The following is a 23638-nucleotide window of genomic DNA, read 5'->3' as shown; positions in this document are numbered from 1 at the left end:
GCGGCCCGATCAGGTGTCCGTTGTCCCTAGCAGTGTGGTCGCTTCGGTGAGCACCTTCGAGGATGCTCAGCAGACGGTCAGCTATCTGCGCAGTTACGGGATGGAAGCGGGCAGCCTGGAAGTGGTCGGATCCGACCTGAGACAGGCCCGCAGGAAACGGGTCGTCCCGGTCGCCAAGCTGACCGGCGTCGGCGCCTTGCAGGGCGCGCTCCTCGGCATCCTCGCCGCCGTCTTCATCACCCTCGTCGCCGAGACCACGTTGACCGGTCTTGCCGTCGTCGTCTGGGGCTTCGTGTACGGCGTACTCCTCGGCGCGCTGTGGGGACTGTTCCGCGGACTCGTGCGGAACAGGCCCGACGCGGAGACGACCGAGATCGTGCCGACGCGCTTCGAGGTGCGCTGCCCGCCCGACGAACTGTCCGTCGCGCGAACGCTGCTCGCGGACGCCACGGACGTCGACGACGACGGGCGGGTCGAACGCGAGGTCATCGCGAACGCGCCGCACAAGTCCGACAAGGACAAGAAGGCAGCCTGACACGGAGCCGGACCCCTGGGTGGCTCACCCAAGGGTCCGGCGCCAGGCTGCTCAGGCGGGCAAGCTAGCCCGCTTGCAGGCCAGCAAGCTTGCAAGCTTGCCCGCCAGGTTCAGATACCGAGCTTGGCGTTCAGCAACTCACGGACCTTGGCAGCATCCGCCTGACCGCGCATGTCCTTCATGACCGCGCCGATCAGCGCGCCGGCCGCGGCCGGCTTGCCGGAGTTGACCTTCTCGACCACGTCCGGGTTGGCCGCGATCGCCCGGTCGATCGCCTCGATCAGCGCCGAATCGTCGGAAACCAGCGCAAGGCCCCGGGCGGCGATGATCTCGTCGATGCTGCCTTCGCCCTTGAGCAGACCGTCGAAGACCTGACGCGCCAGCTTGTCGTTCAGCTCGCCCTTGTCGACCCGTGCCTGCACGTTGGAGACATCGGTCGGACTGATTCCCAGCTCGCCCAGATCCTTGCCGCTCTCGTTCGCGGCCCGGGCGAGCTCACCCAGCCACCACTTCTTGGCGGCCGCGGGACTCACCCCGAGGCCGACCGTCGTGACGATCAGCTCGAGCGCGTTGCCGTTGACGACGTCGCGCATCTCGAGGTCGGTGAAGCCCCACTCCTCCTGCAACCGGACCCGTCGCAGTGAAGGTGCCTCCGGCAACGAAGCGCGGATCTCCTCGACCCATTCGCGCGACGGTGCCACCGGGACGAGGTCGGGCTCCGGGAAGTACCGGTAGTCCTCGGCGTCGGACTTCTCCCGGCCGGAGGTGGTGATGCCGGTGTCCTCGTGCCAGTGCCGCGTCTCCTGCACGACCTTGCCGCCGGCCGACAGCACCGCCGCCTGCCGGGTGATCTCGTACGTCACCGCGCGCTCGACCGAGCGGAACGAGTTCACGTTCTTCGTCTCGGTCCGGGTGCCGAGAACTGTGGAGCCCGAAGGCTTCAGCGAGACGTTCGCGTCGCAGCGCAGCGAGCCCTGGTCCATCCGGACGTCGGAGACGCCGAGCGCGAGCAGCAGGTCGCGCAGCATGCTCACGTACGCGCGCGCCACCGCGGCGGCCTTGTCCCCCGGTACCTCGATCGTCTTGGTGACGATCTCGATCAGCGGGATGCCGGCCCGGTTGTAGTCGACCAGCGAGTGCGAGGCGCCGTGGATCCGGCCGGTCGCGCCGCCGACGTGGGTGGACTTGCCGGTGTCCTCCTCCATGTGGGCGCGCTCGATCTCGATCCGGTACGTCTCCCCGTCGACGACCACTTCGGTCCACCCGTTGTACGCGATCGGCTCGTCGTACTGGGAGGTCTGGAAGTTCTTGGGCATATCCGGGTAGAAGTAGTTCTTCCGGGCGAACCGGCACCACTCGGCGATCTCGCAGTTCAGCGCCAAGCCGATCTTGATCGCGGACTCGACGCCGCGGCGGTTCACCACCGGCAGCGCGCCCGGCAGGCCGAGGCAGACCGGACAGGTCTGCGTGTTCGGCGGCGCGCCGAACTCGGTCGGGCAACCGCAGAACATCTTCGACTTCGTGTTCAGCTCGACGTGGACCTCGAGGCCCATCACCGGGTCGTACTGCGCCAGCGCGTCGTCGATCTCGAGGACGTCAGCGGTCATCGGGTCACCTCCAGCTCCGGAGCCTTGGTCATCAGTACGCCGCCCCACTGCTCGGCCAGCGCGGACTCCAGCGCGGCGCCGACGGTGTAGCACAGGTCGTCGCGCAGCACCGGCGCCATCACGTGGAAGCCGACCGGCATGTTGTCCTCGTCGGCCAGACCACACGGGAACGACGCGGCCGCGTTGCCGGCCAGGTTGGACGGGATCGTGCAGAGGTCGTTCTTGTACATCGCGATCGGGTCGTCGATCCGGTCACCGATCGCGAACGCCGTCGTCGGCGTCGCCGGCGAGACGAGCACGTCGACCTGCTCGTAGGCGTTGACGAAGTCGCGGGCGATCAGCGTCCGCACCTTCTGCGCCTGGCCGTAGTAGGCGTCGTAGTACCCGCTCGACAGCGCGTGAGTGCCGAGCATGATCCGGCGCTTCACCTCGGCGCCGAAGCCGGCCTCACGGGTCAGGTTCATCACCTTCTCCGCGCTGTTCGTGCCGTCGTCGCCGACCCGCAGCCCGTACCGCATCGCGTCGAACTTGGCCAGGTTGGACGAGGCCTCGCTCGGCAGGATCAGGTAGTAGGCCGGCAGCGCGTACTGGAAGTGCGGACAGGACACCTCGACCACCTCGGCGCCGAGCTTGGTGAGCAGCTCGACCGCCTCGTGGAAGCGCGCCTCGACACCCGGCTGGTACCCCTCGCCGCCGAGCTCCTTGACCACGCCGACGCGCAGGCCGGCGACATCACCGTTGCGGGCCGCCGCGACGACGGCCGGGACCGGCTGGTTGATCGAGGTCGAGTCCATCGGGTCGTAGCCGGCGATCGCCTCGTGCAGCAACGCCGCGTCGAGCGTCGTCCGCGCACATGGACCAGGCGTGTCGAGCGACGACGCCAGCGCGATCAGTCCGTACCGCGAGGTCCCGCCGTACGTCGGCTTGACCCCGACGGTCCCCGTGAACGCGCCGGGCTGCCGGATCGAGCCACCGGTGTCGGTGCCGATCGCGAGCGGTGCCTCGTACGCCGCCAGCGCGGCCGAGGAACCACCGCCGGAACCACCCGGGATCCGGCCGAGGTCCCACGGGTTGTGGGTCGTGCCGTACGCCGAGTTCTCCGTCGAGGAGCCCATCGCGAACTCGTCCATGTTGGTCTTGCCGAGGATGACGATGCCGGCCGCCTTCAGCCGCTTCACCATCGTCGAGTCGTACGGCGGCTTCCAGCCCTCGAGGATCTTCGAGCCGGCCGTGGTCGGAACGCCCTCCTGGGTGAGCACGTCCTTCAGCGCCAGCGGGACACCGGCCAGCGGAGCGAGCTCCTCGCCCGCCGCGCGGCGAGCGTCCACGGCGGCGGCCTGCGCCAGTGCGCCCTCTGTGTCGACGTGCAGGAACGCGTGCACGTCGCCGTCGACGGCTGCGATCCGGTCCAGGTGCGCCTGGGTGATCTCCACCGAGCTGGCCTGGCCGGACGTCATCAGCTCCGCGAGCTCAGCCGCGGTCTTGCGGATCAGATCTGTCATGTCAGTCCTCCTCCAGGATCCGCGGCACCCGGAATCGCTGCTCCTCGGCGGCCGGCGCACCGGACAGCGCCTGCTCGGGTGTGAGGCACGGCACGTTCTCGTCCGCGCGCATCACGTTGGTGAGCGGGAGGGCATGCGAGGTCGGCGGGATGTCGTCCGCGGCCACCTGGCTGACCTGCCCGACCAAGGTGATGATCTGGTCGAGCTGCGGGGCGAGGTGGTCGAGCTCGTCGTCGGTGAGCTCGATCCGCGCCAGTCGCGCCAGGTGCGCGACCTCTTCGCGGGTAATCGATGGCATGAACTGATCCAATGGTTTCTTGAGGATTGACCGGGGTGAAATCGGCCCGGACCCGGCCATCCTAGTGGGCTCGTGTATCGGTCGCGTTTCCTTGTCCCCCAGGGCTGTGGACAGCGCTGCGGGCTCGATGGCCGAGAGGGCCGGGCGTGTCTTCGGGTTCCGCTCTGTAACATGGGCCGCGACAGGGCGTTACGCGCAAGGTGATCGGCTGGGAGATGATCGTTCGGTGTTCCTGCTGCGCTTGATCATCCCCGACCGGCCCGGTTCGCTCGGCACCGTGGCCACCGCCCTCGGTGAGGTGAACGCCGACATCCACGCGATCGAGATCGTCGAGCACCGCCGTGAGAACGGCACCGCCGTCGACGACATCGTCGTCGACGTGCCGCCCGGCGTACTGCCGGACCGACTGGTCTCCGCGTGCAACAGCGTCGCGGACGTCGAGGTCATCTGGTTCTCCCGGTACGGCGCCGGCGGCGGACTGCACATGGACCTCGAGGCCGTGGAGCAGATGACGTCTGCCCCCGCGGACGCGATCGACATCCTGGTCGAGCAGTCCCCGGCCGTGCTGCACGCCGACTGGGCCGCGTTGCTCGACGGCACGGGCAGTGAGGTGAAGGTCGCCCTCGAGACCAGCGCCACTCCGGAGTTCGGTGACGTGGCGGCGACCTGGCTGCCGCTGAAGAAGGCCAGCACGATGGAATCCCCGATGGAGCACAAGGGTCTGGCGGAGTCGGTCCTGGTGGCCGCACCGCTGGAGTCCGACCGCCGGATGCTGGTCATCGGCCGGCGCGGCGGGCCGGAGTTCCTGGCCTCCGAGGTGGCCCGGCTCAGCTACCTGGCGTCGCTGGCAGTCACCATCCGCGCGACCGCCTGAGCAGTCCCGACCGCTCGCCTACGTGAACTTGAAGTAGGCGAGCGTCCACAGTCCTGCGATCACCAGCAAGACGACGACCCCGACCAGGGCCACGATCAGGATCGCCTGGCTGTTGCTGCCGGTGCGCTCCGGGAGGTCGAACTGGGTGGGCCCCCAGGGCCCACCACCGTCGACCCGCGGGGATGCCTCCGGCGGCGGTTTGACCACCGTCCGGGGATCCCGCTTCTCGCGGGGGAACTTCATCCGGCCTCCGTTGTGCGCTTGCTCAGACGTAGAAGGTCTCGTAGCTGACCGAGATCCGCTGCGAGGCGTAGTCGTCCTCGCTGTTGCCGGTGATCTCGACCCGCCATCCGGCCACATAAGCAGCGTACGACTTGCCGTCACTGTGCTTGTCGACGTACTCCTTCACCGCGGCCACGTCCTCGCCCTTCAGCGCGCCGAACGCGTCGTTCACCGCGGCCGGGAACGCCGTCTTCACGTCCGCCGGGTCGCCGGACGCGCTCACCTCGAGCGACCGGATGCCCTCGCCCTTGCCGGCGTAGGAGTAGACCCGCTGCGAACCGTACTTGCCGACCTGCTTGCTGCAGGAGCTCGTGCAGACGTACTTCTTCGTCTTCAGCGCGGCGACCAGCTGCGGCTCGGTCGTGTCGAACGCCTTCCGCGGCAGGTCGAGCGAGTCGGCGCCGGACTTGCCGCCGGACAGCTGCAGGTCGTCGCCGTCGTTGCGCAGCTCGAACTCGCCCCAGGTGCTGCCGACCTTCTGCGACTTCTGGCCGGTCTTGACCGCGTCCTGGATCTTCTTGACCTCGCCGCCGCCGAACGTGTCGTTGCCGATCGCCTGCAGCTCGGCGTCGAAGGTGACGCCGGCGTTGTTGACGTTGTCCTCGTTCTGCGACCGCAGCAGGACGCCGAGGATGGTGCCGTCCTTCTGGAACTGGAAGACCGCCTCGGCCTCGGTCGCGCCGTCGTACTTGAAGCAGCCGCGGTGCGCACCCTGCTCGGTGTTGAACAGGTCGCTGCACCGGAACCCGATGCCCTGCAGCTTCTCGGTCGCGGTCTTCGCCTGACCGGTCGACTCGCCGAGCGAACCGTCGTCCTCGCCGTTGCTCTGGTTGCCGGTCGGCTGCGACTGCCCGTTGGTCGGACCGGCCTCGGGCGTGTCGTCACCGCCGAGGGCGCGGACACCGAGGAAGACCAGCAGACCGATCAGCACGATGCCGACGACACCGCCACCGATCACCAGCGGCATCTTCTCCTTGCTGATGCCACCGGGACCCTTGCCGGAACCGCCCTGCTGCCACTGCTGCTGGCCGGACTGACCGCCTTGCTGCTGGTGCCAACCGCCCTGCTGCTGGCCCTGCTGACTCCACGGCTGCTGCTGGTAGGAGCCGCCGCCCTGCTGCTGCGGGGAGCGCTGGCCCCAACCGCCCTGGCCGGGCTGGCCCTGACCGGGCTGGCCTGGCTGGCCCGGCTGCTGGCCCCAGCCGCCGCCACCCTGCTGCGGGGGGCGGCCTTGCTGCGGAGGCTGCCCGTGCGGGGGCTGACCCTGCTGCGGTGGCCGGCCTTGCTGCGGGGGCCCTTGCGGGGGCTGACCCTGTTGCGGCGGTTGCTGCGGGCGCTGACCCCAACCGCCACCACCCTGGCCCGGAGGCTGTTGTCCCCAGCCGCCTTGACCTCCCTGTCCCCCTTGCTGCCCGCCTGGCTGGCCCCCCGGCTGCCCAGGACCCCACGGTCCCTGTGGCGGCGTCGTCATATTCGCTCCTTCTGAACCCACGTGTAGACGTGCAAAGTTAACAGTCCGACGGCTCAGTCCGGCCGCCGGATCCGTGGAATCCGGTGCGCTACGCGTCTCCGGGTTCGGGGGTGGTCGCAACCTCGGCGGCAGCGTCCGCGCCGTCGTCCAGCAGGACCCGGAAACCGGGGGCATCGAGGACCGGTACGCCGAGTTGGACGGCCTTGTCGTACTTCGAACCCGGCGAGTCACCGACCACCACGAACGACGTCTTCTTCGAGACCGAACTGGCCACCTTGCCACCCCGGGACACGATCGCCTCGGTCGCCTCGTCACGGCTGAACCCCTCGACCGTCCCGGTGACCACGATCGACAGACCGGTCAGCGTCTGCTCGACGGTCGGCCCGGTCCGCTCCTGCCGCAGCTCGACGCCGGCCGCCTTCCACTTGTCCACGATCGCCTGGTGCCAGTCCACCGCGAACCACTCGATCACCGCGTGCGCGATGGTCGGGCCGACGCCCTCGATCTCGGACAGTTCTTCCTCGCTCGCCGCCCGCACCGCGTCGATGTCGTCGTACACGGCGGCCAGGGCCTGGGCCGCGGTCGGGCCGACGTGGCGGATCGACAGCGCGACCAGGCCGCGGGACAGCGGCTGGGTCTTGGCCTGCTCCAGATTCGCGATCAGGCGCTGGGCGTTCGCCGACAGCGCCCCGGCCTTGGTGGTGAAGAACGAACTCCGGGCCAGGTCCTGTTCGGTCAGCGCGAACAGGTCCCCCTCGTCCGTGATCAGGCCGCCGCTGATCAGCGCGTCCGCGCCCTTGAACCCGAGCACCTCGATGTCGAAGGCGGACCGGCCGGCCAGGTGGAACAGCCGTTCCCTTAGCTGCGCCGGGCAGGACTTGTTGTTCGGGCAGCGAATGTCGACGTCGCCTTCCTTCATCGGGCGCAGCGTCGTACCGCAGGAAGGGCACTCGGTCGGCATGACGAACTCGTGGGCGTCGTCGGGCCGCAGGTCGATCACCGGGCCGAGGATCTCCGGGATCACGTCACCGGCCTTGCGCAGTACGACGGTGTCACCGATCCACACGCCCTTGCGCTTGACCTCCTGCGCGTTGTGCAGGGTCGCGAACTCGACCGTCGAGCCGGCCACCCGGACCGGCTCCATCTTCCCGTACGGCGTGACGCGGCCGGTCCGGCCGACGTTCACCTCGATGTCGAGGAGTTTGGTGGTGACCTCCTCGGGCGGGTACTTGTACGCGATCGCCCAGCGCGGCGCGCTCGACGTGGAGCCGAGCGCACGCTGCAGGTCGACCTCGTCCACCTTCACCACGACGCCGTCGATCTCGTGGTCGACCGAATGCCGGTTCTCGCCGTAGTACGCGATGAACTCGTTCACCTGGTCGAGCGTCTCGACCTTGCGGGCCCGGTCGCTGACCGGCAGACCCCAGGCCTTGAGTTGGTCGTACGCCGACGACAGCCGCGCGACGTGGTAGCCGTCGACGCGGCCGAGGCCGTGGACGACGAAGCGCAGCGGCCGGCTCGCGGAGACCCGCGGGTCCTTCTGCCGCAGCGAACCGGCGGCGCTGTTGCGCGGGTTCGAGAACGGGTCCTTGCCGGCCTCGACGAGCTGGGCGTTCAGCTCCTCGAAGTCCTCGACCCGGAAGTAGACCTCGCCGCGAACCTCCAGGAAGGCCGGGTGGTCCTTGCCCTCCAACTCGTTCGGGATGCTCTTGATCGTGTGGACGTTCGGCGTCACGTCCTCACCGGTGCGGCCGTCGCCGCGGGTGGCGCCGGTGACCAGGCGGCCGTTCTCGTAGACCAGGTCGAGGGCGAGCCCGTCCACCTTCAGCTCGCAGATGAAGCCGCTGTCGTGGATCTGCCGGACCGTTACCTCCCGCTCCAGCCGCTTCGCCCACGCCTCCATCTGCTCGGCGGAGAACGCGTTGCCGAGGCTCTCCATCCTGGTCGGATGCTGCACCGGGGTGAACAGGGTGGAGATCGGGATGCCGACCTTCTGCGTCGGTGAGTCCGGCGTCCGGAGCTCGGGGAACTTCTCCTCGATCGCCTGCAGCTCATGCATCAGCGCGTCGAAGTCCGCGTCCGAGATGGTCGAGCTGGCCAGGTAGTACCGCGCCCGGTGCTCCTCGATCTCCTTGCTCAAATCGGCGTGCCGCTCCCGCACCTCAGCCGGCGCCGCAGGAATCTCCGTGCTCATGTGCAAAACCTACAGCCCACCACCGACGTTCCCGGGAAAGAAGAACGGCCGCCTTCGGCGGCGGGGCGTGGGGCGGGACCTGCCGACGTTTCAGCTGTTCTCCGCGGCTTCGGCGACGGCATCCGCGGTACGCCGCAGGAGTTCGAGGCGGGACCGCGCATCGGCCGGAGACGGGGAGGCAGCCAGTCCACACGCGGGAGTGATCACGGCCTGCTTGAGGATCTCGGGGTCGAGGCCCAGTTGGCGCCAGCGCCGGACCAGTGGGTCGGCGGCCTGCTCCTCGTTCGGCAGAGCGCCGGTCGTCGGGATCAGGCCCGCGTAGAGAGTGCTGCCCGCCTCGCCCGCGATGGCGATCTGATCCCAGGCGGCGTTGTTGAGCAGGGAGATGTCCACGGCGACTCCGGCGGCGCCGGCCTTGGTGAAGACCTCGATCGGCGGTCGTGCCGCGCAGCAGTGGATCACTGTCGGTGCCTGCGTGGTCACGAGACTGAGCAACTCGACCGCACCCGGACCGTCCACAGACCGGTGTTTGCTCCAGCCACTGGCGGTCGGGACGGCTCCAGCCAGCACAGCAGGCAGCCCCGGCTCGTCGATCTGTACGACGACGTCCGCACCCGGCACGCGGCGTCGTACCTCGGCCACGTGGTCGCTCAGACCCAGCGCCAGCGTCTGAGCGAGGTCCCGCCGGGCACCGTGGTCCGCCAGCACCTTGTCACCGCGCGGCAACTCCACAGTGGACGCCAGGGTCCACGGTCCGGTGAGCTGCAGCTTCAGTGGCCCGGTGTAACCGTCCGCCAACTCTTCGAGCACATCCAGATCCTCAGCCAGCAGCGACCGTGCCCGCCGCTGGTCCAGGCTCGCCCGCGGATCGCCACCCCCGGTGAGCCGCCAGCCCGACGGCTGCAGGTCCGCGGCAAGCTCGTTCAGTACGGCGACCGCCCGGCTGAGCATGTCGCCGTATGGACGCGCCGGCAGCTCGGCGAGGAACGGGATGTCGACAGCCTCGAGCAGCACCTTCGTCCACTCACGGATGTCGTCACCTGGGAGCGAACCCAGGCCGGTTGTCGTCATGCGTGCTGCGCCGCCACGCGCGAGACCGTGTCGATCGTGGCCGAGCCGATCACTCGCGTCCCGTCGTACAGCACGACTGCCTGACCGGGCGCCACGGCTGACGTCGGCTCGTCGAACGAGACCTGCACCTGGTCACCCTCGAGGCGGGCGGTGACGGCCACCTCCTCGCCGTGCGCGCGCAGCTGAGCCGTGACGTGCAGCTCCGAGGCCGGCACGGGTCCGCACCACCGCGGCTTCGAGGCGGTCAGGTGCGAGACCGCCAGCTCCTCGCGCGAGCCGACCGTGACCGTGCGGTCCACCGGGCTGATGTCCAGCACGAACCGCGGCTTGCCGTCGGCGGCCGGCGTACCGATCCGCAGGCCCTTGCGCTGGCCTACGGTGAAGCCGTGCGTGCCCTTGTGCTCGCCGAGCTTGTTGCCCTGCGCATCGACGATGTCACCCGGCGCCTGGCCCAGATGCTGGTCGAGGAAGCCGGGAGTGTTGCCGTCGGCAATGAAGCAGATGTCGTGGCTGTCCGGCTTGGCCGCCACCGACAGGCCGAGACGCTCGGCCTCGGCCCGCACCTCGGTCTTGACCGTGTCACCGAGCGGGAAGAACGCGTGCGCGAGCTGCTGCTGGGTGAGCACGCCGAGCACGTACGACTGGTCCTTGGCCGGGTCCACCGCCCGGTGCAACTCGCGAGCGCCGTCCGGGGTGTCCACGATCCGCGCGTAGTGCCCGGTCGCGACCGCGTCGAAGTCGAGCGCCAGCGCCCGCTCGAGTACGGCGCTGAACTTCACCTTCTCGTTGCAGCGCAGGCACGGATTCGGCGTCCGGCCGGCGGCGTACTCGCTGACGAAGTCCTCGACCACGTCGGCATGGAACCGCTCGGCCAGGTCCCAGATGTAGAACGGGATGCCGATCACGTCCGCGGCCCGGCGGGCGTCGCGGGAGTCCTCGATGGTGCAGCAGCCGCGCGCGCCGCTGCGGTACGACTGCGGGTTGCGGCTCAGCGCCAGGTGCACTCCGACCACGTCGTGCCCGGCCTCGGCCATCCGCGCCGCCGCGACGGCGGAGTCGACCCCGCCGCTCATGGCTGCGAGTACCCGCATCAGGTGTTCCTTCCCACGTTCTGCAGTCCGGCGGACTTCGCCCGCTCCACCACCGGTCCGATGTTGTCCAGTACGGCGTCGATGTCGGCGCGGGTGCTGGTGTGGCCGAGGGTGAACCGCAGCGATCCGCGCGCCCGCTGGTCGTCGTACCCCATGGCCAGCAGGACATGGCTCGGCTCGGCGACCCCGGCGTTGCACGCGGAGCCGGTGGAGACCTCGATCCCGCGTGCGTCCAGCAGCAGCAGGAGTGAGTCGCCCTCGCAGCCGCTGAAGGACAAGTGTGCGTTACCGGGCAAACGGTTCGCCGGGTCCCCCGACAACTTGGCGCCCTCGACCGTGGTCACCACGCCGCTGATCAGCGCGTCCCGCAGCTCGGTCAGCCGCCGCGCCTCGTCCGGCTGGTGCTTGACCGAATGCTCGACCGCGACCGCGAAACCGGCCGTCGCGGGAGCGTCCAGGGTGCCGGAGCGTACGTCACGCTCCTGGCCGCCGCCGTGCAGGACCGGCGTCAGCTTCGTCTCCTTGTGCACGACCAGCGCACCGATCCCGTACGGACCACCGAGCTTGTGAGCCGACACGGTCATCGCGTCGACGCCCAGCTCGGCGAAGTCGACCGGCACCTGCCCGACCGCCTGGACCGCGTCGGTGTGCACGGGGACGCCGTACTCCTTCGCGAGCTCCGCGATCTCACGCACCGGCTGCAGCGTGCCGACCTCGTTGTTCGCCATCATCAACGTGACGAAGGACACGGACTCCGGGTCCTGCTCGATCGCCCGCCGTACGTCGTCCGGCCGCACCCGGCCGAGCTCGTCGACCGGCAGCCACTCGATCTCGGCCTGCTCGTGCTCGGCCAGCCAGACGGCCGGATCGAGGACGGCGTGATGCTCGATCCCGCTCAGCAGGATCCGGCGCCGGCGCGGATCCTCGGCCAGCCGCGCCCACCACAGCCCCTTCAGGGCCAGGTTGTCCGACTCGGTCCCGCCGGAGGTGAACACGACCTCGCTCGGCTGGGCCCCGAGGGCCGCGGCGATCGTCTCGCGCGACTCCTCGACGGTCCGCCGGGCGCAGCGGCCGGAGCCGTGCAGGGACGACGCGTTGCCGGTGCGCGCGAGGTGGAAGGTCATCGCCTCGATCGCTGCCGGCAACATCGGGGTCGTCGCCGCGTGGTCCAGGTACACCGGGCGGCGGTCGGAAGCAGTCATATCGGTTTCAAGGGTATGTCCGCCGCCGTTGTTCCCGCTCATCCGGGCCGATTCACAGCTCCAGCGTGACCTTCTGCTCGAACCGGGCCCCGATCCGCTCGAACGCGGCCGCCGCCTCGGCGACGGCCTCCGGGTCGCCGGTCCGGCGGGCCCTGATCCGGAGTACGACGGCGTCCGACCACAGGTTCTCGGCAGCCGAGGCCCGCTCGACATAGCGCTCGGCGTCGGCCAGTCCCGCGACCACCGCCAGCTCGGCGCCGGCGGCGTGGGCGTACGGGACCCACCAGGGCTCGGGGAAGTCCGCGAAGGCTCCCCGGACCACCGCCCCGGCGGCCCTGGTGTCGTTGCGGTGGAGTGCCAGGCGCGCGGCGACGAACGCCGCTGCGGCCTGCAGATTCGGATCCGCGGCCGGAGTGCGGACGCGGGCCATCTGCAGTGCCCGGGCGTGCCAGACCTGTTCCCGTTCAGTGCCGAGCAGACCGTGCGCGAGCGCAGCCATGCATGCGGCCGACGACATCCAGGCGTGCGGAGGGCGGCCGGCGGCTTGCCAACTGCTCCACATCTCGTCCGCGCTGCGGATCGCTTCGTCGAACAGACCGCCCAGCGTGAACGCACGAACCTGGCGCGGGCCGGTGATGAACGGATGCCTGTGCATGGGGTCATCGGTCAGCCGCGCCAGCCGGACCGCCTCGACCACATCCCCGACCACGACCGCGGTCGCGGAGGCGACGTGGAACGCGTCCACAATCTCCGCGCATGCCCGGGGGTCGTGCTCCGGGAGGGTCGCGGCCATTTCGAGCCGCTCGACCGCCGCCTGGCGCGCGTCACGGAGGCGGCCGGCAGCGCAGAGGGCTGTGCTGTACGCGTCGAGCGCGTTCATCACGGCCAGTGGGTCCTTCGACTGCCGGGCCGCCGCAACGGCGGTCTCGGCAGGCTCGAGCTCGAGGCGCGCCACCCAGGCCCGCGCGATGTGGACCTGAACCGTGTCCGCATCGGCCGCGATCAGGCTCGCACCACGGTCAGCGGGGAGCGGAGGCTCGACCTCGTAGCGGTTCATCATCATGACGACGTACGCGAGGGCTTCCTGCTGAAGCTCATGGTTGCCTTCGGCGGCTGCGCGGTCCGCCGCGCGGAGCATCAGGTGATACGCCTGCGTGCCGTCGGCAACAGTCAGCGTCGCATCGGCCGCGTCCCGGAGGTCGTCGTACAGCTCCGCGGAATCGGTGGCGTGGGCGGCGGCCGTCAGGTAGTGGTCGTGCGCCTCGACGAACCGCTTGCGGGCGAAGGTCAGGTGAGCCAGCCGCCGGGCCAACCGCCGTACGTCGGCCTCCGGGCGGCTGACCGCTGCCCGGAGATCAGCGGTGACCTGATCGAACTCGGCCTGCCACTCCTCCCCCGCTTCGAGGCGCGCCTCCAGGTCCGCCGCAACGGCACCGGCCCAAGCCAGGTGCAGTACGGCGACCTCGTCGTACTCACCGGATCGGCCGAGCTCCTCCAGCGCGTAGACGCGGACCGTCTCCAGCATGCGCCACCTGCTCGTGCCGGCGTGCTGGCTGCGATACAGGAGGCTCTTGTCGGTCAGACGACCCAGCAGGTCGCTCAGCTCGCCGCGGGAGCTTCCGGGCGCTACCCCGCTGACGGTGGCGAGGTCGAACCCGCCGACGAACACTCCGAGCCGCCGGAACAGTGCACGCTCGTCGTCGTCGAGCAGGTCGTAGCTCCAGCCGATGACCTGAGCCAGAGAGTGGTGCCGCTCGTTCGCCCCGCGTCCGCCGGCCAGAAGCCGCAGACGGTCGTCCAGCGCGGCCAGCAGCCCGTCCGGCCCCAGCGAGCCCGCACGGGCTGCGGCCAACTCGATCGCCAGCGGTACGCCGTCGACTCCTGCACACACTTGCGCCGCGATGTCGGCCTGCTCAGTCCCCGAGAACTCCGGTGCGACCAAGGCGGCCCGGTCCCGGAACAGCTGCTCGGCCTCGGACCCCTCCAGCGGTCCCAGCCGCAGCGGCCGCTCCCCCGCCACCCCGATCCGCTCCCGACTGGTCGCCAGTACGGCGGTCTCCGGTGCCTCGGTCAGGATGCGCGCAACCAGGTCGCCTACGTCCGCCACCACGTGTTCGCAGTTGTCGAGCACGAGCAGAGTTCTCCCCTGCGTGAGGCGTCCCACCACCGCGTCGGTGAGCGTCTGCGGCGGTTGCTCTCGCACCTGGAGCGCCTCCGCCACAGCTGCGACGACGAACCCGGGCCGCACCGGGACCAGGTCGACGACCGCTCCGCCGTACGGATAGTTCTCGCCGACCTCGGCGGCGACGCGCAGGGCCAACCGGGTCTTGCCGACGCCGCCGGGACCCAGGAGGCTCACCAGTCGGTTGCTGTCGAGGGCAGCCACGAGTTCGGCGCGGTCCTGCTCGCGGCCGACGAAGCTGGTGCCCGGACCGGTCGGTGCGGTGAATCCGTGGGTCCGTGCCGGGTCCACGCCTTCCAGCTCGGCGAGTCTGGCCAGTTCACGGCGGTCCGAGACGCCGTACTTGCGCAGCAGTGACGAGACATGGCTCTCGACCGTGCGGACGCTGATGTGCAGGTGCCGCGCGATCTGGGCGTTCGAGCGGTCGCCGGCCAGCGCGGACAGGACCTCGGCCTCCCGCGCGGACACGTCTCTCGGACCAGCCACGGCCCCATCATGCCCTGGCTATGGTGCGCTCGGTGGCGGTTCCGTGGCCGCTACTGAGGACAGTGCGTGGTGTCCGATGCGACGGTGAACCCATGACTCAGGACATCCTCGACCGGCGCGCGGCGGCGGTCATCGAAGCGAACAAGTACATGACGCTGGGGACGGTCGACCCCGACGGCCGGCCGTGGGTGACCCCGGTCTACTTCACCCCGGACGGTCACGCCACGTTCTACTGGGCCTCGTCGACCGCGGCCGCGCACTCGGTGAACATCGCGGCCAACCCGGACGTGAGCATCGCGATCTTCGACTCCAGCGTCCCGATCGGCGGCGCCTCGGCCGTCTACTTCCGTGCCCGGGCCGAACGCGTTCCCGACGACGAACTCGAACGCACCGCGGCCTTCTACGCCTCCCGCTACCCGGAGCTGCGCGCGTTCTCCGTCGACGAACTCCGCGAGCCTGAGGAGCTCCGCCTCTACCGAGCCCACGCGACCGACCACTGGATCCTGGTCCGCGGCGGCGATCCGGACTACGGCACCGGCATCGACTCCCGCCGCCCGGTGTGGTCGTGAGGTGACCCAGGTCACGCCATCCTTCCGGTGAGCGAAGCTCCGCCTGCGCTCCCGGCTGTCGGAGGTGCAGGGCGGACTGCAGAACAAGGTCGATCGGCTCTCCACCGCGTTCGACGCGGTACTGATCGGCATCGGCGTCTTCCGCTACTGGAAACTCCGGGTCGGCAACGCCGCGGACCGGGCCGCCGCCGTGGACAAGGCCGCGCGACTGCGTGAACGCTGCGCCACGGTCACCGATCAACTGGCGACCTACACGAACGCGGCCGCGGACCGGCAGGCAGCGATCACGCAGGACGTCGCGGAACTCCGCCGCCGCCTCATCGCCTGAGCGGCTCAGCCCTGACGGTCTCGATCCAGGCGTGCCCGGGATGCAGATGCTCGATCATGTCGGCGAGCCAGGTACGACGCTCGTCGGTCAGCAACGGGAGCGTCGCGGCCAGATCCTGCTCGTCCTTCGGGCGTGACTGCTTCGCCTTGTAGGCGAGCGCGATCTCGGGGTTCAGGCAGCGGATGCCGTCGGGCGTGACCCAGCTGATGTCGTGGAGGTCGTAGTCGAGCTCCGGGTCGCGGCGGAACACCCACCGGCCGTCGCGGTCCGGATTCACCACCAGGTCGAACTCCCACGCCGACAGAGCGTGCTTCCGCAACCAGATCTGGTCGGCGTCTGCTGGCTGGTCCGGCCGCTGGTCGGTGAGCGGCCGGAGCTGTCCACCCGCGTTCGACCACAGGTCGTACTTGCCCTTCAGGTGCAGCCGCAGCTTCTCGATGTCCCGCCGCCAGAGCGACACGTCGACGTCTTCGTGTTCCCGCCGTACGCCGGTGAAGGCCTCGATCGCCCATCCGCCGGCGATCCACCACTCCCCGTCGTACCCGTCGAGCACCTCTCGCGCCTCCGCGGGAGTCGACTGCTTCCACGGCCCGTACAGCCGCTGGAACGCGAGTTCCTCCGCGTCCAGTCCGTCCGGATACCACGTGCGCTCCACGGTCAACGGTCCCTCCAACGGCTCTGATGGGTCCAGCCGATGATCTCGGCGGCACGGCGGCAGTCGTACGGCGACGTGGTGCCGGGGAGGTCTCCGCGGATCGCGGTGGTCGGTGAGTAGCGGGCGAGCAGTTCGGCGGTCGGCTGCTCCATGCCAGTGTCCTCCGCGGCGATCAGCAGGGTCTCGAACCGTTGAGCGGTTGGCCGGGGTCGCAGGGAGAGCACGCAGGCCCGGGCTGCCTCGACCAGGTCGACGTACCCCCAGAGGTTGCGCCGGTTGTCCTCGGGCGGTGCTTCGGCGATGTAGCGGCGTACATCGGTGGGCGTGAGGATCCAGTGGAAGCGCAGAGCGGTGACCTGCATGCCGCGGCGCGCGTACATCTGGCCGGTGCGTTCCAGCAGGTCTTTGGTCAACGCGTACGGGTCGACGTACCGCAGCTCGGTCTCCTCGTCGATCGGGACCTCGGCGACGGTGAGCTCTTCCGGAGACCAGGCCGTGCCGTAGATCGATCCGCTCGATGCGAGGACGGCGGTGCGGATGCCCTGGGTCCAGGCCTCCTCGAGGGCGTTGAACGTGGTGAGGGCGTTGATCTCCACCAAGCGCAGTGGCGTGATGTTCTCCGGGCTGGGGATCGCGGCGCAGTGCACGATCGCGTCCGCCCCACGCAGCGAACGGGCGACCGCTTCACGATCGCTCAGGTCGACAGGCGCCGGCCCGGTCAGATCAGCCTCGACCACCTCGTGCCCGTCGGCCACCAGCTGCCGGCAGACCTCACTCCCCAGCTTCCCCCTCGCCCCACTCACCCAAATCCGCACCCGGCGCATCGTAGCCACCCCACCGGTCACCGCCACCGCTCAGGGCAGGTGGCGGATGTGGTGCGGTCCGGCTCGGGAGGGGACCGAGCCGGACCGCGGGGTGGCTGGGGGCAGAGGGGTCGACCCCCAGCCAGGCGTGTCACGCCTTGCGCTTGGTGACCTCTTCGGTCGCGGCGGGCAGGACCTTGTGCAGGTCGCCGACGACGCCGAAGTCGACCAGCTCGAAGATCGGCGCCTCCTCGTCCTTGTTGACCGCGACGATCGTCTTCGAGGTCTGCATCCCGGCCCGGTGCTGGATCGCGCCCGAGATCCCGGCCGCGACGTACAGCTGCGGCGACACGGTCTTGCCGGTCTGGCCGACCTGGTAGGCGTGCGGGTACCACCCCGAGTCGACGGCCGCGCGGGACGCGCCGACGGCCGCGCCGAGGGAGTCGGCGAACGCCTCGATCGGACCGAAGTCGCCACCGGTACCGCGACCGCCGGACACGATGATCGCCGCCTCGGTCAGCTCCGGACGACCGGTCGCCTCCCGCGGCTTCGACTCGGTAATCCGCGCGGTCTTCGCGGCGTCGGAGATCGTCACGTCGAACTCCTCCACCTCCGGCGAGGTCTCCGCGGCTTCCGGGGTCGCCGCGTTCGGCTTGACCGTGATGATCGGCGTGCCGTGCGTGACCTTGGCCTGCACCGTGTAGTTGCCGGCGAACACCGACTGCGTGGTGACCGGGCCACCATCACCGGCGGTGACGTCGACCGCGTCGGTGATCAGGCCCGAGTCCAGCTTGACCGCCAGCCGGGCAGCGACCTCCTTGCCCTCCGTGCTCGACGAGATCAGGATCGCGGCCGGCTCGACCTTCGCCGCGACCTGCTGCAACGCCTCGGCCTTCGGCGCCACCAGGTACTGCGTGAGCTCGGCGTTCGTCAGCGCGATCACCTTCGTCGCGCCGTACTGACCCAGCGCGGGCAGGGCGTCCTGCACGCCGTCGCCGATGAAGACCGCGACCGGCTCGCCCAGGCGCCGCGCGATGGTGAGGAGCTCCGCGGTGGTCTTGCGGACCTTGCCCGCGGTGTGGTCAACGAGAACCAGAACGTTCGACATGAACTGATCGCCCCTCAGAGGAACTTGTTGGTGGACAGGAACTCGACGAGCTCGGCAGCACCGCTGCCGTTGTCGTCGGTGACGATCGTGCCGGCGGTGCGCGGCGGACGGGCGGTCACCTCGACCACCTCGGTCCACGCACTCGCGCCACCCACCTGGTCCGGCGCGATCTCCAGGTCGGCCAGCGACCAGGTCTCCACCGGCTTCTTCTTCGCCGCCATGATGCCCTTGAACGACGGGTACCGCGGCTCGTTCGCCTGGTCCGACACCGACAGCACCAGCGGCAGCGTGCCCTCGATCGTGTCGCTGGCGGTGTCGCCGTCGCGGCGGATCCGCACGGTCTGCCCGTCGACGGTGACCTCGGAGCCCAGCGTCACGGCCGGCAGGCCGAGCCGCTCCGACACCATCGCCGGGACGACACCCATGGCACCGTCGGTCGAACTCATCCCGAACACGACCAGGTCGGCCTCGAGCCTGGCCAGCGCCTTCGACAGGATCAGCGACGTCGCGACCGCGTCCGAGCCGTGGATCGCGTCATCGAGCACGTGGACACCCGCGTCGGCGCCCATCTGCAGACCCTTCTTGACCGCGTCGGCTGCCTGGTCGGGGCCGACCGTGAGGATGGTCACCTCGGCGTCACCGGCTTCCTTCACGGTCAGCGCGGTCTCGACGGCGTACTCGTCCAGCTCGGACAACAGCCCGTCGACACCGGCCCGGTCCACCGTGCTGTCCTCCGGGCGGAACCGGCGGTCCGCCGTGGCATCCGGCACGAACTTCGCGCAGACGACGATCTTCATAGCGTGTGGGACCCCTTCTGGTTAACGGTCTCTCCCAAGCCTGCCACGGATGTTACTCGCGAGAAACATGAGTCCCGTGCGAGTCCCATCACAGTCCGGCGCACCCGTAGTCTGAGCCGGGTGACCGAGACGTTACCGCTGACCGGCGAGAGAACTGCGCCCGGGATCTGGCACGAGAACTACTGGTTCGCGCGCCACGACGCCGCCTATCGCTGGATCACGGCCAATCTGGACCTCGGGACCGGCCCTGTCCTCGACGCCGGCTGCGGCGAGGGGTACGGCGCGGAGTTGCTCCGCCTGGCCGGCGCGGCCTCCGTGACCGGTCTCGACTATGAACATACGACGTTGCGCCACGTCCGCCGGGTTTATCCACAGGTCAATGTGGTGCGCGGCAATCTCGTCCAGACCGGGTTCGCCGACGGCAGCTTCGATCTCGTCACGTCGCTGCAGACGATCGAGCACCTGTGGGAGCAGCCGCGGTTCGTCACCGAGTGCGCGCGCATCCTCGCCCCGACCGGCACCCTCGTGCTGAGTACGCCGAACCGCCTGACCTTCCCGAGCGGCAACTGGTACCACACCCGCGAGCTGACCCCCGCCGAGTTCACCGGGCTCCTCGAGAGCGACTTCGAGATCACGCACGCACTGGGACTCCACCACGGCGAACGCCTCGGCGCCTGGGAGACGCGGTACGGCTCCTGCGTGGACGCCCAGCTGGCCACGGCGTACGACGACTGGGACGCCGACCTCACCGCACTCGTGAAGAGCACGCGCCACGAGGACTTCGAGATTCGCCCAGGAGACCTGGACGAATCTCTCGACCTCATCCTCGTGGCGCGACCACGGAACTAGGGCCGGACGAACCGCTCGACGATCTTGCCGACGATCAGGTAGACCAGCGCCGCGATCCCCCAGTTCACCAGCAGCGTGTTCTTCGCCGTCTCCAGCCGGAACAGATCCTTGAACGGACCGACCAGGTCCTGACCGCGCTCGAGCACCCAGCGCACGATCTCGTTGCTCTGGTTGGTCTGGTCGAGCGCGGTGAACAGTGCGCCGAGCGCAAGCACCGCCGCCGCCAGCACCGCGACCAGCCAGATCAGCGACGCCAGCAGGTTGCGCAGCCGCTTGACCCCGGAGCCGACCGTGCCGAGCGCCTGCTTGCCCTTGCCGGACGAGCCGACCGCGGTCCGGCCTGTCGGTGGTTTGTTGCCCGAGGCACCAGCACTGGTGACCGGCACCTTGCTCACCGGCGTCGTCACCGAGGTGCCGGCCGGATCCTTGCCCGCGGCATCCTTACCGGTCCCCGTTGCGGCGTCCTCCGAGCCGGCCGCACCAGTACCGGCCGCCGCGGCCGGAGCCTCGGCAGCTGCCCTCTCCCGGGCCCGCTGCTCCGCGACGATCTCCGCCGCGGTCTTCGGCCGGGCCGGCTTCGTCGCCGTCGCGGTCGTGGCACGGGCGCTGTCGCCCTGGGCCGAATCCGTGTCCTTCGAGGCTGTCACCGCCTTGTCGGCTTCGGCGGCCGCCGCCTTCTCGTCGTGCGTACCCACGTCGTCCATCTCCTCAGCCGGGGTCGGTTCCTCATCCGTCGCCGTTTCCGGTGCTGTGGCCGGCGGTCTCCTCCGCCGGCTGACCGGGACCGGGCGCGGCGACAGCCTGCGCCGGGCGCCCGCGAGCGGGGCCGGTGGGGCTGTCCTGCCGTCCACTGTCTGCACTTCTGGGTCCAGCCTTCGGTTCACGCCCACTTCCGTTCCCACCGCCGGCGGCGAGCCAGCGCTCGTTTCAAGCACTGATTCCAACGTAGCGCCCCCGGGTTCCGTCACGATCGGAACCGGGTCGACCGCGCGCGTCCGCGCCTGCGTGATCGAGTCGTCGGCCGCGGCCTGGTCGAGCAGCGACCGGTCGGTCGCGGACTCGGCCCCGGTCTGGTCAGCCACGCTGCGTCTCCTCTCCGACGATCGACCGATCGGGTGGGACATCCAACCGTTCGTGCGGGACATAGTGCCGGACTGGTGAGTAACTTGAGAACCCCTCAGCGCCGGCCTCGTCCTCACCAGGTGCTCTTACCCCGTCACCGGCGGTTTCTCCCGGAACGTTTTCGGGCTGCGGCGGTGCCCCGGTGTGGAGGCGGGCCGTCGTACGGGCGTTCGCCTCGGCCAGACCGGCCAGGTAGGCGCGGCGGGCGGCGTCGGCGGCATAGCGGGTGGTGCGGTCGGCCACCACCACAGCCGGGACCCCGACCGCGACGGCGTACGACGGAATGTTGCCACGGGCAACGCTGTTCGCGCCGATCACCACGCCGCGGCCGATGTCGGTTCCGCGGGTGACGGTCACCTTGGTGGCCAGCCAGCAGTCCGGACCGATCCGGACCGGCGACTTCACCAGGCCCTGGTCCTTGATCGGCAGGTCCAGGTCCTCGGTCTTGTGGTCGAAGTCGCAGATATAGGTCCAGTCCGCGATCAAGGTGGACGCGCCGATCTCGATGTCCAGGTAGCAGTTGACCGTGACGTCGCGGGCGAACACCACCTTGTCGCCGATCCGCAGCGTGCCCTCGTGCGCGCGCAGCCGGGTCTCGTCACCCAGGTGCACCCACTTGCCGAGGATGATCCGGCCGTGCCCGGGCCGCGCCACGATCTCCAGATGCTTGCCCAGGAAGACGAATCCCTCGGTGATCACCTGCCGGTGGCGCAGCTTGAACCACGCGAACCGCCAATAGCGCTTCAGGTAGTACGGCGTCCAGGCCCGGTGGCGCACCACCCAGCTCAGATTCGCCGCGGTCAGCAACCGCATCCGGACACCTTACTGCGCTTGATTCCTTCGCCGCCCCGTCGCCCCGGCCGGGGCGACGCCCGTGATGGAGACGTTGTAGTACAGCTCGTCAGGGACGACAGCCGACAGAACCTTGTCCACCTTGGACAACTGCAGCCACGACTTGTACGCGAACATCCGCCAGCCGAAGCCCAGCTTCTGCTCCGGTACGGCGGCCTCGAACGTCCGGATCGGCCATCCGACCCACGCCGCCAGCAGCTCTTCCGTCACCGTCTTCACGTCCGTCGCACCGGCACGCGAAGCCATCCGGGCCAGCGTGTCGGGGTCGAACGTGTGCAGGTCGACGACGGCCTCCAGCGCGGCTGCCCGCGACGACTCGTCCAACTCGGCCTGCGGTCGCCGCCACTCGCTGAGCGCGGGCAGCTTGGTCACGTTGGTGGTCGCCCACCAGGTGAACCGGGACAGTCGGCGGGCGACGTAATCGCCGTACCGGGTGGGTTCGCCGCAGATGACGAACCGGCCGCCCGGCTTGAGCACACGCAGCATCTCGCGGAACGCGAGCTCGACGTCGGGGATGTGGTGGATGACCGCGTGCCCGATGACGAGGTCGAAGGTGTCGTCGTCGTACGGCAGCTTCTCGGCATCGGCGACCCGGCCCTCGACCGCGAAGCCGAGGGTCTTCGCGTTCTTCTCGGCCGCCTCGACCATGCCTGGCGAGAGGTCGGTGACATGCGCCTCGGCGAGAACCCCGGCCAGCTTGAGGTTCAGGGTGAAGAATCCGGTGCCCGCGCCGATCTCCAGCGACTTGCCGTAGGGCCAGCCGTCCGAACCGGCGATCGCGTCGAAGCGGTCCCGGACGTAGGTGACGCAGCGTTCGTCGTACGAGATCGACCACTTCTCGTCGTACGTCGACGCCTCCCAGTCGTGGTACAGCACCTGGGCGAGCTTGTTGTCGTTCCACGCCGCCTCGATCTCTTCGGCGGTCGCGGCCGGCTTCGCGGTTGCAGACATCAGATTCCCTTGAACTCGGCCTTGCCCGGGCCGTTCTCGACGAAGGACTTCATCCCGATCGCCCGGTCCTCGGTGGCGAACAGGGCGGCGAACTGCTGCCGCTCGATCTCCAGCCCGGTGGACAGATCCACGCCGAGCCCGGAGTCGATCGCCTCCTTGGCGGCCCGCAGCGCCAGCGCGGCGCCGCCCGCGAACTGCCCGGCCCACGCCACCGCGGCGTCGTACACGTCGGCCGCGGGGACGACCTTGTCGACCAGACCGATGGCCAGCGACTCGGCAGCGTCGACAAAGCGACCGGTGTAGATCAGGTCCTTGGCCTTGGACGCGCCGATCAGCCGGGACAGCCGCTGCGTGCCGCCGGCACCGGGGATGATCCCGAGCAGGATCTCCGGCTGGCCGAGCTTGGCGTCCTCCGCGGCGATCCGGTAGTCGGCGCACAGGGCCAGCTCACAGCCACCACCGAGTGCGTACCCGGTGATGGCTGCGACGGTCGGCTTCGGAATCGCCGCGACCGCGGACAGCGACGACTGCAACGGGCCGGAGCGCTTGACCATGTCGGCGTACGACATGTCGGCCATCTCCTTGATGTCCGCGCCGGCCGCGAACACCCGCTCGCCACCGTAGATCACGACTGCGCGCACGTCGTCGTTCGCGGTCGCCTCCAGCGCGGCGGCCCGGATCTCCTCCTGGACCTGGACGTTCAGCGCGTTCATCTTCGGCCGATCCAGCCGGATCGTGCCGATCCCCTCACTGACGGTGAGATTGACGAACTCGCCCATCGCGGTGCTCCTTACGGTCCCGGGTCCTAC

Annotated in this window: 24 protein-coding genes; 6 read left to right on the top strand and 18 right to left on the bottom strand. The window is 69.7% G+C overall.

Annotated features, from left to right (window positions below):
* Positions 1-46 precede the first annotated feature (46 nt).
* Positions 47-535, top strand: a complete 489-nt coding sequence (locus tag ACGFH6_RS42880; protein ID WP_393396787.1) for a hypothetical protein — start codon at positions 47-49, stop codon at positions 533-535.
* A 110-nt stretch (positions 536-645) separates the two neighbouring features.
* Here ACGFH6_RS42880 and gatB read toward each other — a convergent pair whose 3' ends face one another.
* Genes gatB through gatC form a run of 3 tightly spaced genes read right to left on the bottom strand, consistent with a single transcriptional unit; the run spans position 646 to position 3942 of the window.
* The gene (gene gatB / locus ACGFH6_RS42875) at positions 646-2142 is read right to left on the bottom strand and encodes an Asp-tRNA(Asn)/Glu-tRNA(Gln) amidotransferase subunit GatB (RefSeq protein WP_393396785.1); all 1497 of its coding nucleotides are present in this window, start codon (positions 2140-2142) and stop codon (positions 646-648) included.
* Positions 2139-3644 (bottom strand): Asp-tRNA(Asn)/Glu-tRNA(Gln) amidotransferase subunit GatA, encoded by a 1506-nt coding sequence (gene gatA, locus ACGFH6_RS42870; RefSeq protein WP_393396783.1) that lies wholly within the window; start codon positions 3642-3644, stop codon positions 2139-2141. The genes gatB and gatA overlap by 4 nt, the downstream gene beginning before the upstream one ends.
* Before the next feature lies 1 nt (position 3645).
* Complete coding sequence (gene gatC / locus ACGFH6_RS42865; protein WP_131355449.1) at positions 3646-3942, bottom strand: Asp-tRNA(Asn)/Glu-tRNA(Gln) amidotransferase subunit GatC; 297 nt, start codon at positions 3940-3942, stop codon at positions 3646-3648.
* 226 nt (positions 3943-4168) lie between these two features.
* On the opposite strand from gatC, the gene ACGFH6_RS42860 reads away from it, so the two are divergent.
* On the top strand, positions 4169-4816 hold the full coding sequence (locus tag ACGFH6_RS42860) for an ACT domain-containing protein (RefSeq protein ID WP_393396780.1): 648 nt from the start codon (positions 4169-4171) through the stop codon (positions 4814-4816).
* Between the two features lie 18 nt (positions 4817-4834).
* Here the strand turns inward: ACGFH6_RS42860 and ACGFH6_RS42855 are convergent, their stop codons facing one another.
* On the bottom strand, positions 4835-5059 hold the full coding sequence (locus ACGFH6_RS42855; RefSeq protein ID WP_393396778.1) for a hypothetical protein: 225 nt from the start codon (positions 5057-5059) through the stop codon (positions 4835-4837).
* 22 nt (positions 5060-5081) lie between these two features.
* Positions 5082-6065 (bottom strand): hypothetical protein, encoded by a 984-nt coding sequence (locus ACGFH6_RS42850; protein ID WP_393396776.1) that lies wholly within the window; start codon positions 6063-6065, stop codon positions 5082-5084.
* A 75-nt stretch (positions 6066-6140) separates the two neighbouring features.
* On the opposite strand from ACGFH6_RS42850, the gene ACGFH6_RS42845 reads away from it, so the two are divergent.
* Positions 6141-6584 (top strand): hypothetical protein, encoded by a 444-nt coding sequence (locus ACGFH6_RS42845; protein ID WP_393396774.1) that lies wholly within the window; start codon positions 6141-6143, stop codon positions 6582-6584.
* A 73-nt stretch (positions 6585-6657) separates the two neighbouring features.
* On the opposite strand, the gene ligA is transcribed toward ACGFH6_RS42845, so the two are convergent.
* From ligA to ACGFH6_RS42820, 5 genes are all read right to left on the bottom strand, one after another.
* Positions 6658-8763, bottom strand: a complete 2106-nt coding sequence (gene ligA, locus ACGFH6_RS42840) for an NAD-dependent DNA ligase LigA (protein WP_393396772.1) — start codon at positions 8761-8763, stop codon at positions 6658-6660.
* A gap of 90 nt (positions 8764-8853) precedes the next feature.
* Positions 8854-9834, bottom strand: coding sequence for a methionine synthase vitamin-B12 independent (locus ACGFH6_RS42835; protein WP_393396770.1), 981 nt, complete (start codon positions 9832-9834; stop codon positions 8854-8856).
* Positions 9831-10925 (bottom strand): tRNA 2-thiouridine(34) synthase MnmA, encoded by a 1095-nt coding sequence (gene mnmA / locus ACGFH6_RS42830; RefSeq protein WP_393396768.1) that lies wholly within the window; start codon positions 10923-10925, stop codon positions 9831-9833. Before mnmA ends, ACGFH6_RS42835 begins: the two co-directional genes overlap by 4 nt.
* Positions 10925-12127, bottom strand: coding sequence for a cysteine desulfurase family protein (locus tag ACGFH6_RS42825; RefSeq protein WP_393396766.1), 1203 nt, complete (start codon positions 12125-12127; stop codon positions 10925-10927). The genes mnmA and ACGFH6_RS42825 overlap by 1 nt, the downstream gene beginning before the upstream one ends.
* 52 nt (positions 12128-12179) lie before the next feature.
* Positions 12180-14795: an ATP-binding protein gene (locus ACGFH6_RS42820; protein ID WP_393396764.1), complete on the bottom strand. Its 2616-nt coding sequence runs from the start codon at positions 14793-14795 to the stop codon at positions 12180-12182.
* Between the two features lie 92 nt (positions 14796-14887).
* Here ACGFH6_RS42820 and ACGFH6_RS42815 point away from each other — a divergent pair, with 92 nt between their 5' ends.
* A complete protein-coding gene (locus ACGFH6_RS42815) occupies positions 14888-15364 on the top strand; it encodes a pyridoxamine 5'-phosphate oxidase family protein (protein WP_393396762.1) in 477 nt (158 codons plus the stop codon).
* Between the two features lie 64 nt (positions 15365-15428).
* Positions 15429-15692, top strand: a complete 264-nt coding sequence (locus ACGFH6_RS42810) for a hypothetical protein (protein ID WP_393396760.1) — start codon at positions 15429-15431, stop codon at positions 15690-15692.
* Here ACGFH6_RS42810 and ACGFH6_RS42805 read toward each other — a convergent pair.
* The 4 genes from ACGFH6_RS42805 to ACGFH6_RS42790 form a co-directional block, all read right to left on the bottom strand.
* Positions 15682-16347 (bottom strand): nucleotidyltransferase domain-containing protein, encoded by a 666-nt coding sequence (locus tag ACGFH6_RS42805; protein ID WP_393396758.1) that lies wholly within the window; start codon positions 16345-16347, stop codon positions 15682-15684. The genes ACGFH6_RS42810 and ACGFH6_RS42805 overlap by 11 nt on opposite strands.
* Positions 16348-16349: 2 nt before the next feature.
* The gene (locus ACGFH6_RS42800) at positions 16350-17162 is read right to left on the bottom strand and encodes an NAD-dependent epimerase/dehydratase family protein (protein ID WP_393396756.1); all 813 of its coding nucleotides are present in this window, start codon (positions 17160-17162) and stop codon (positions 16350-16352) included.
* 139 nt (positions 17163-17301) lie between these two features.
* Positions 17302-18258: an electron transfer flavoprotein subunit alpha/FixB family protein gene (locus ACGFH6_RS42795; RefSeq protein ID WP_393396754.1), complete on the bottom strand. Its 957-nt coding sequence runs from the start codon at positions 18256-18258 to the stop codon at positions 17302-17304.
* 14 nt (positions 18259-18272) lie between these two features.
* Positions 18273-19055 carry an electron transfer flavoprotein subunit beta/FixA family protein gene (locus ACGFH6_RS42790; protein WP_393396752.1) on the bottom strand — a complete coding sequence of 261 codons (783 nt, stop codon included), beginning with the start codon at positions 19053-19055 and terminating at the stop codon, positions 18273-18275.
* Between the two features lie 120 nt (positions 19056-19175).
* On the opposite strand from ACGFH6_RS42790, the gene ACGFH6_RS42785 reads away from it, so the two are divergent.
* Positions 19176-19904, top strand: a complete 729-nt coding sequence (locus ACGFH6_RS42785; protein WP_393396750.1) for a methyltransferase domain-containing protein — start codon at positions 19176-19178, stop codon at positions 19902-19904.
* Here the strand turns inward: ACGFH6_RS42785 and ACGFH6_RS42780 are convergent.
* The 4 genes from ACGFH6_RS42780 to ACGFH6_RS42765 form a co-directional block, all read right to left on the bottom strand.
* Positions 19901-20608 carry a hypothetical protein gene (locus ACGFH6_RS42780; protein ID WP_393396748.1) on the bottom strand — a complete coding sequence of 236 codons (708 nt, stop codon included), beginning with the start codon at positions 20606-20608 and terminating at the stop codon, positions 19901-19903. The two genes, ACGFH6_RS42785 and ACGFH6_RS42780, sit on opposite strands and share 4 nt — an antisense overlap.
* 370 nt (positions 20609-20978) lie before the next feature.
* Positions 20979-21839 (bottom strand): acyltransferase, encoded by an 861-nt coding sequence (locus ACGFH6_RS42775; RefSeq protein WP_393396746.1) that lies wholly within the window; start codon positions 21837-21839, stop codon positions 20979-20981.
* 9 nt (positions 21840-21848) lie between these two features.
* Positions 21849-22829 (bottom strand): class I SAM-dependent methyltransferase, encoded by a 981-nt coding sequence (locus ACGFH6_RS42770; protein ID WP_393396744.1) that lies wholly within the window; start codon positions 22827-22829, stop codon positions 21849-21851.
* Positions 22829-23608, bottom strand: coding sequence for an enoyl-CoA hydratase/isomerase family protein (locus ACGFH6_RS42765; protein ID WP_393396742.1), 780 nt, complete (start codon positions 23606-23608; stop codon positions 22829-22831). Before ACGFH6_RS42765 ends, ACGFH6_RS42770 begins: the two co-directional genes overlap by 1 nt.
* Between the last annotated feature and the right edge of the window lie 30 nt (positions 23609-23638).

Origin of the sequence: Kribbella sp. NPDC049227, assembly GCF_043197265.1 — a bacterium.
Lineage (GTDB): Bacteria > Actinomycetota > Actinomycetes > Propionibacteriales > Kribbellaceae > Kribbella.
The sequence above is the reverse complement of the archived record's forward strand: the minus strand, read 5'-3'. Positions and strand labels throughout refer to the sequence as shown.

Coding starts and splice junctions, on each gene's coding strand:
- gatB (WP_393396785.1), bottom strand. CDS start 2,142: ATGACCGCTGACGTCCTCGAGATCGACGACGCGCTGGCGCAGTACGAC.
- gatA (WP_393396783.1), bottom strand. CDS start 3,644: ATGACAGATCTGATCCGCAAGACCGCGGCTGAGCTCGCGGAGCTGATG.
- gatC (WP_131355449.1), bottom strand. CDS start 3,942: ATGCCATCGATTACCCGCGAAGAGGTCGCGCACCTGGCGCGACTGGCG.
- ACGFH6_RS42855 (WP_393396778.1), bottom strand. CDS start 5,059: ATGAAGTTCCCCCGCGAGAAGCGGGATCCCCGGACGGTGGTCAAACCG.
- ACGFH6_RS42850 (WP_393396776.1), bottom strand. CDS start 6,065: ATGCCGCTGGTGATCGGTGGCGGTGTCGTCGGCATCGTGCTGATCGGT.
- ligA (WP_393396772.1), bottom strand. CDS start 8,763: ATGAGCACGGAGATTCCTGCGGCGCCGGCTGAGGTGCGGGAGCGGCAC.
- ACGFH6_RS42835 (WP_393396770.1), bottom strand. CDS start 9,834: ATGACGACAACCGGCCTGGGTTCGCTCCCAGGTGACGACATCCGTGAG.
- mnmA (WP_393396768.1), bottom strand. CDS start 10,925: ATGCGGGTACTCGCAGCCATGAGCGGCGGGGTCGACTCCGCCGTCGCG.
- ACGFH6_RS42825 (WP_393396766.1), bottom strand. CDS start 12,127: ATGACTGCTTCCGACCGCCGCCCGGTGTACCTGGACCACGCGGCGACG.
- ACGFH6_RS42815 (WP_393396762.1), top strand. CDS start 14,888: ATGACTCAGGACATCCTCGACCGGCGCGCGGCGGCGGTCATCGAAGCG.
- ACGFH6_RS42795 (WP_393396754.1), bottom strand. CDS start 18,258: ATGTCGAACGTTCTGGTTCTCGTTGACCACACCGCGGGCAAGGTCCGC.
- ACGFH6_RS42790 (WP_393396752.1), bottom strand. CDS start 19,055: ATGAAGATCGTCGTCTGCGCGAAGTTCGTGCCGGATGCCACGGCGGAC.
- ACGFH6_RS42780 (WP_393396748.1), bottom strand. CDS start 20,608: ATGGACGACGTGGGTACGCACGACGAGAAGGCGGCGGCCGCCGAAGCC.
- ACGFH6_RS42775 (WP_393396746.1), bottom strand. CDS start 21,839: ATGCGGTTGCTGACCGCGGCGAATCTGAGCTGGGTGGTGCGCCACCGG.
- ACGFH6_RS42770 (WP_393396744.1), bottom strand. CDS start 22,829: ATGTCTGCAACCGCGAAGCCGGCCGCGACCGCCGAAGAGATCGAGGCG.
- ACGFH6_RS42765 (WP_393396742.1), bottom strand. CDS start 23,608: ATGGGCGAGTTCGTCAATCTCACCGTCAGTGAGGGGATCGGCACGATC.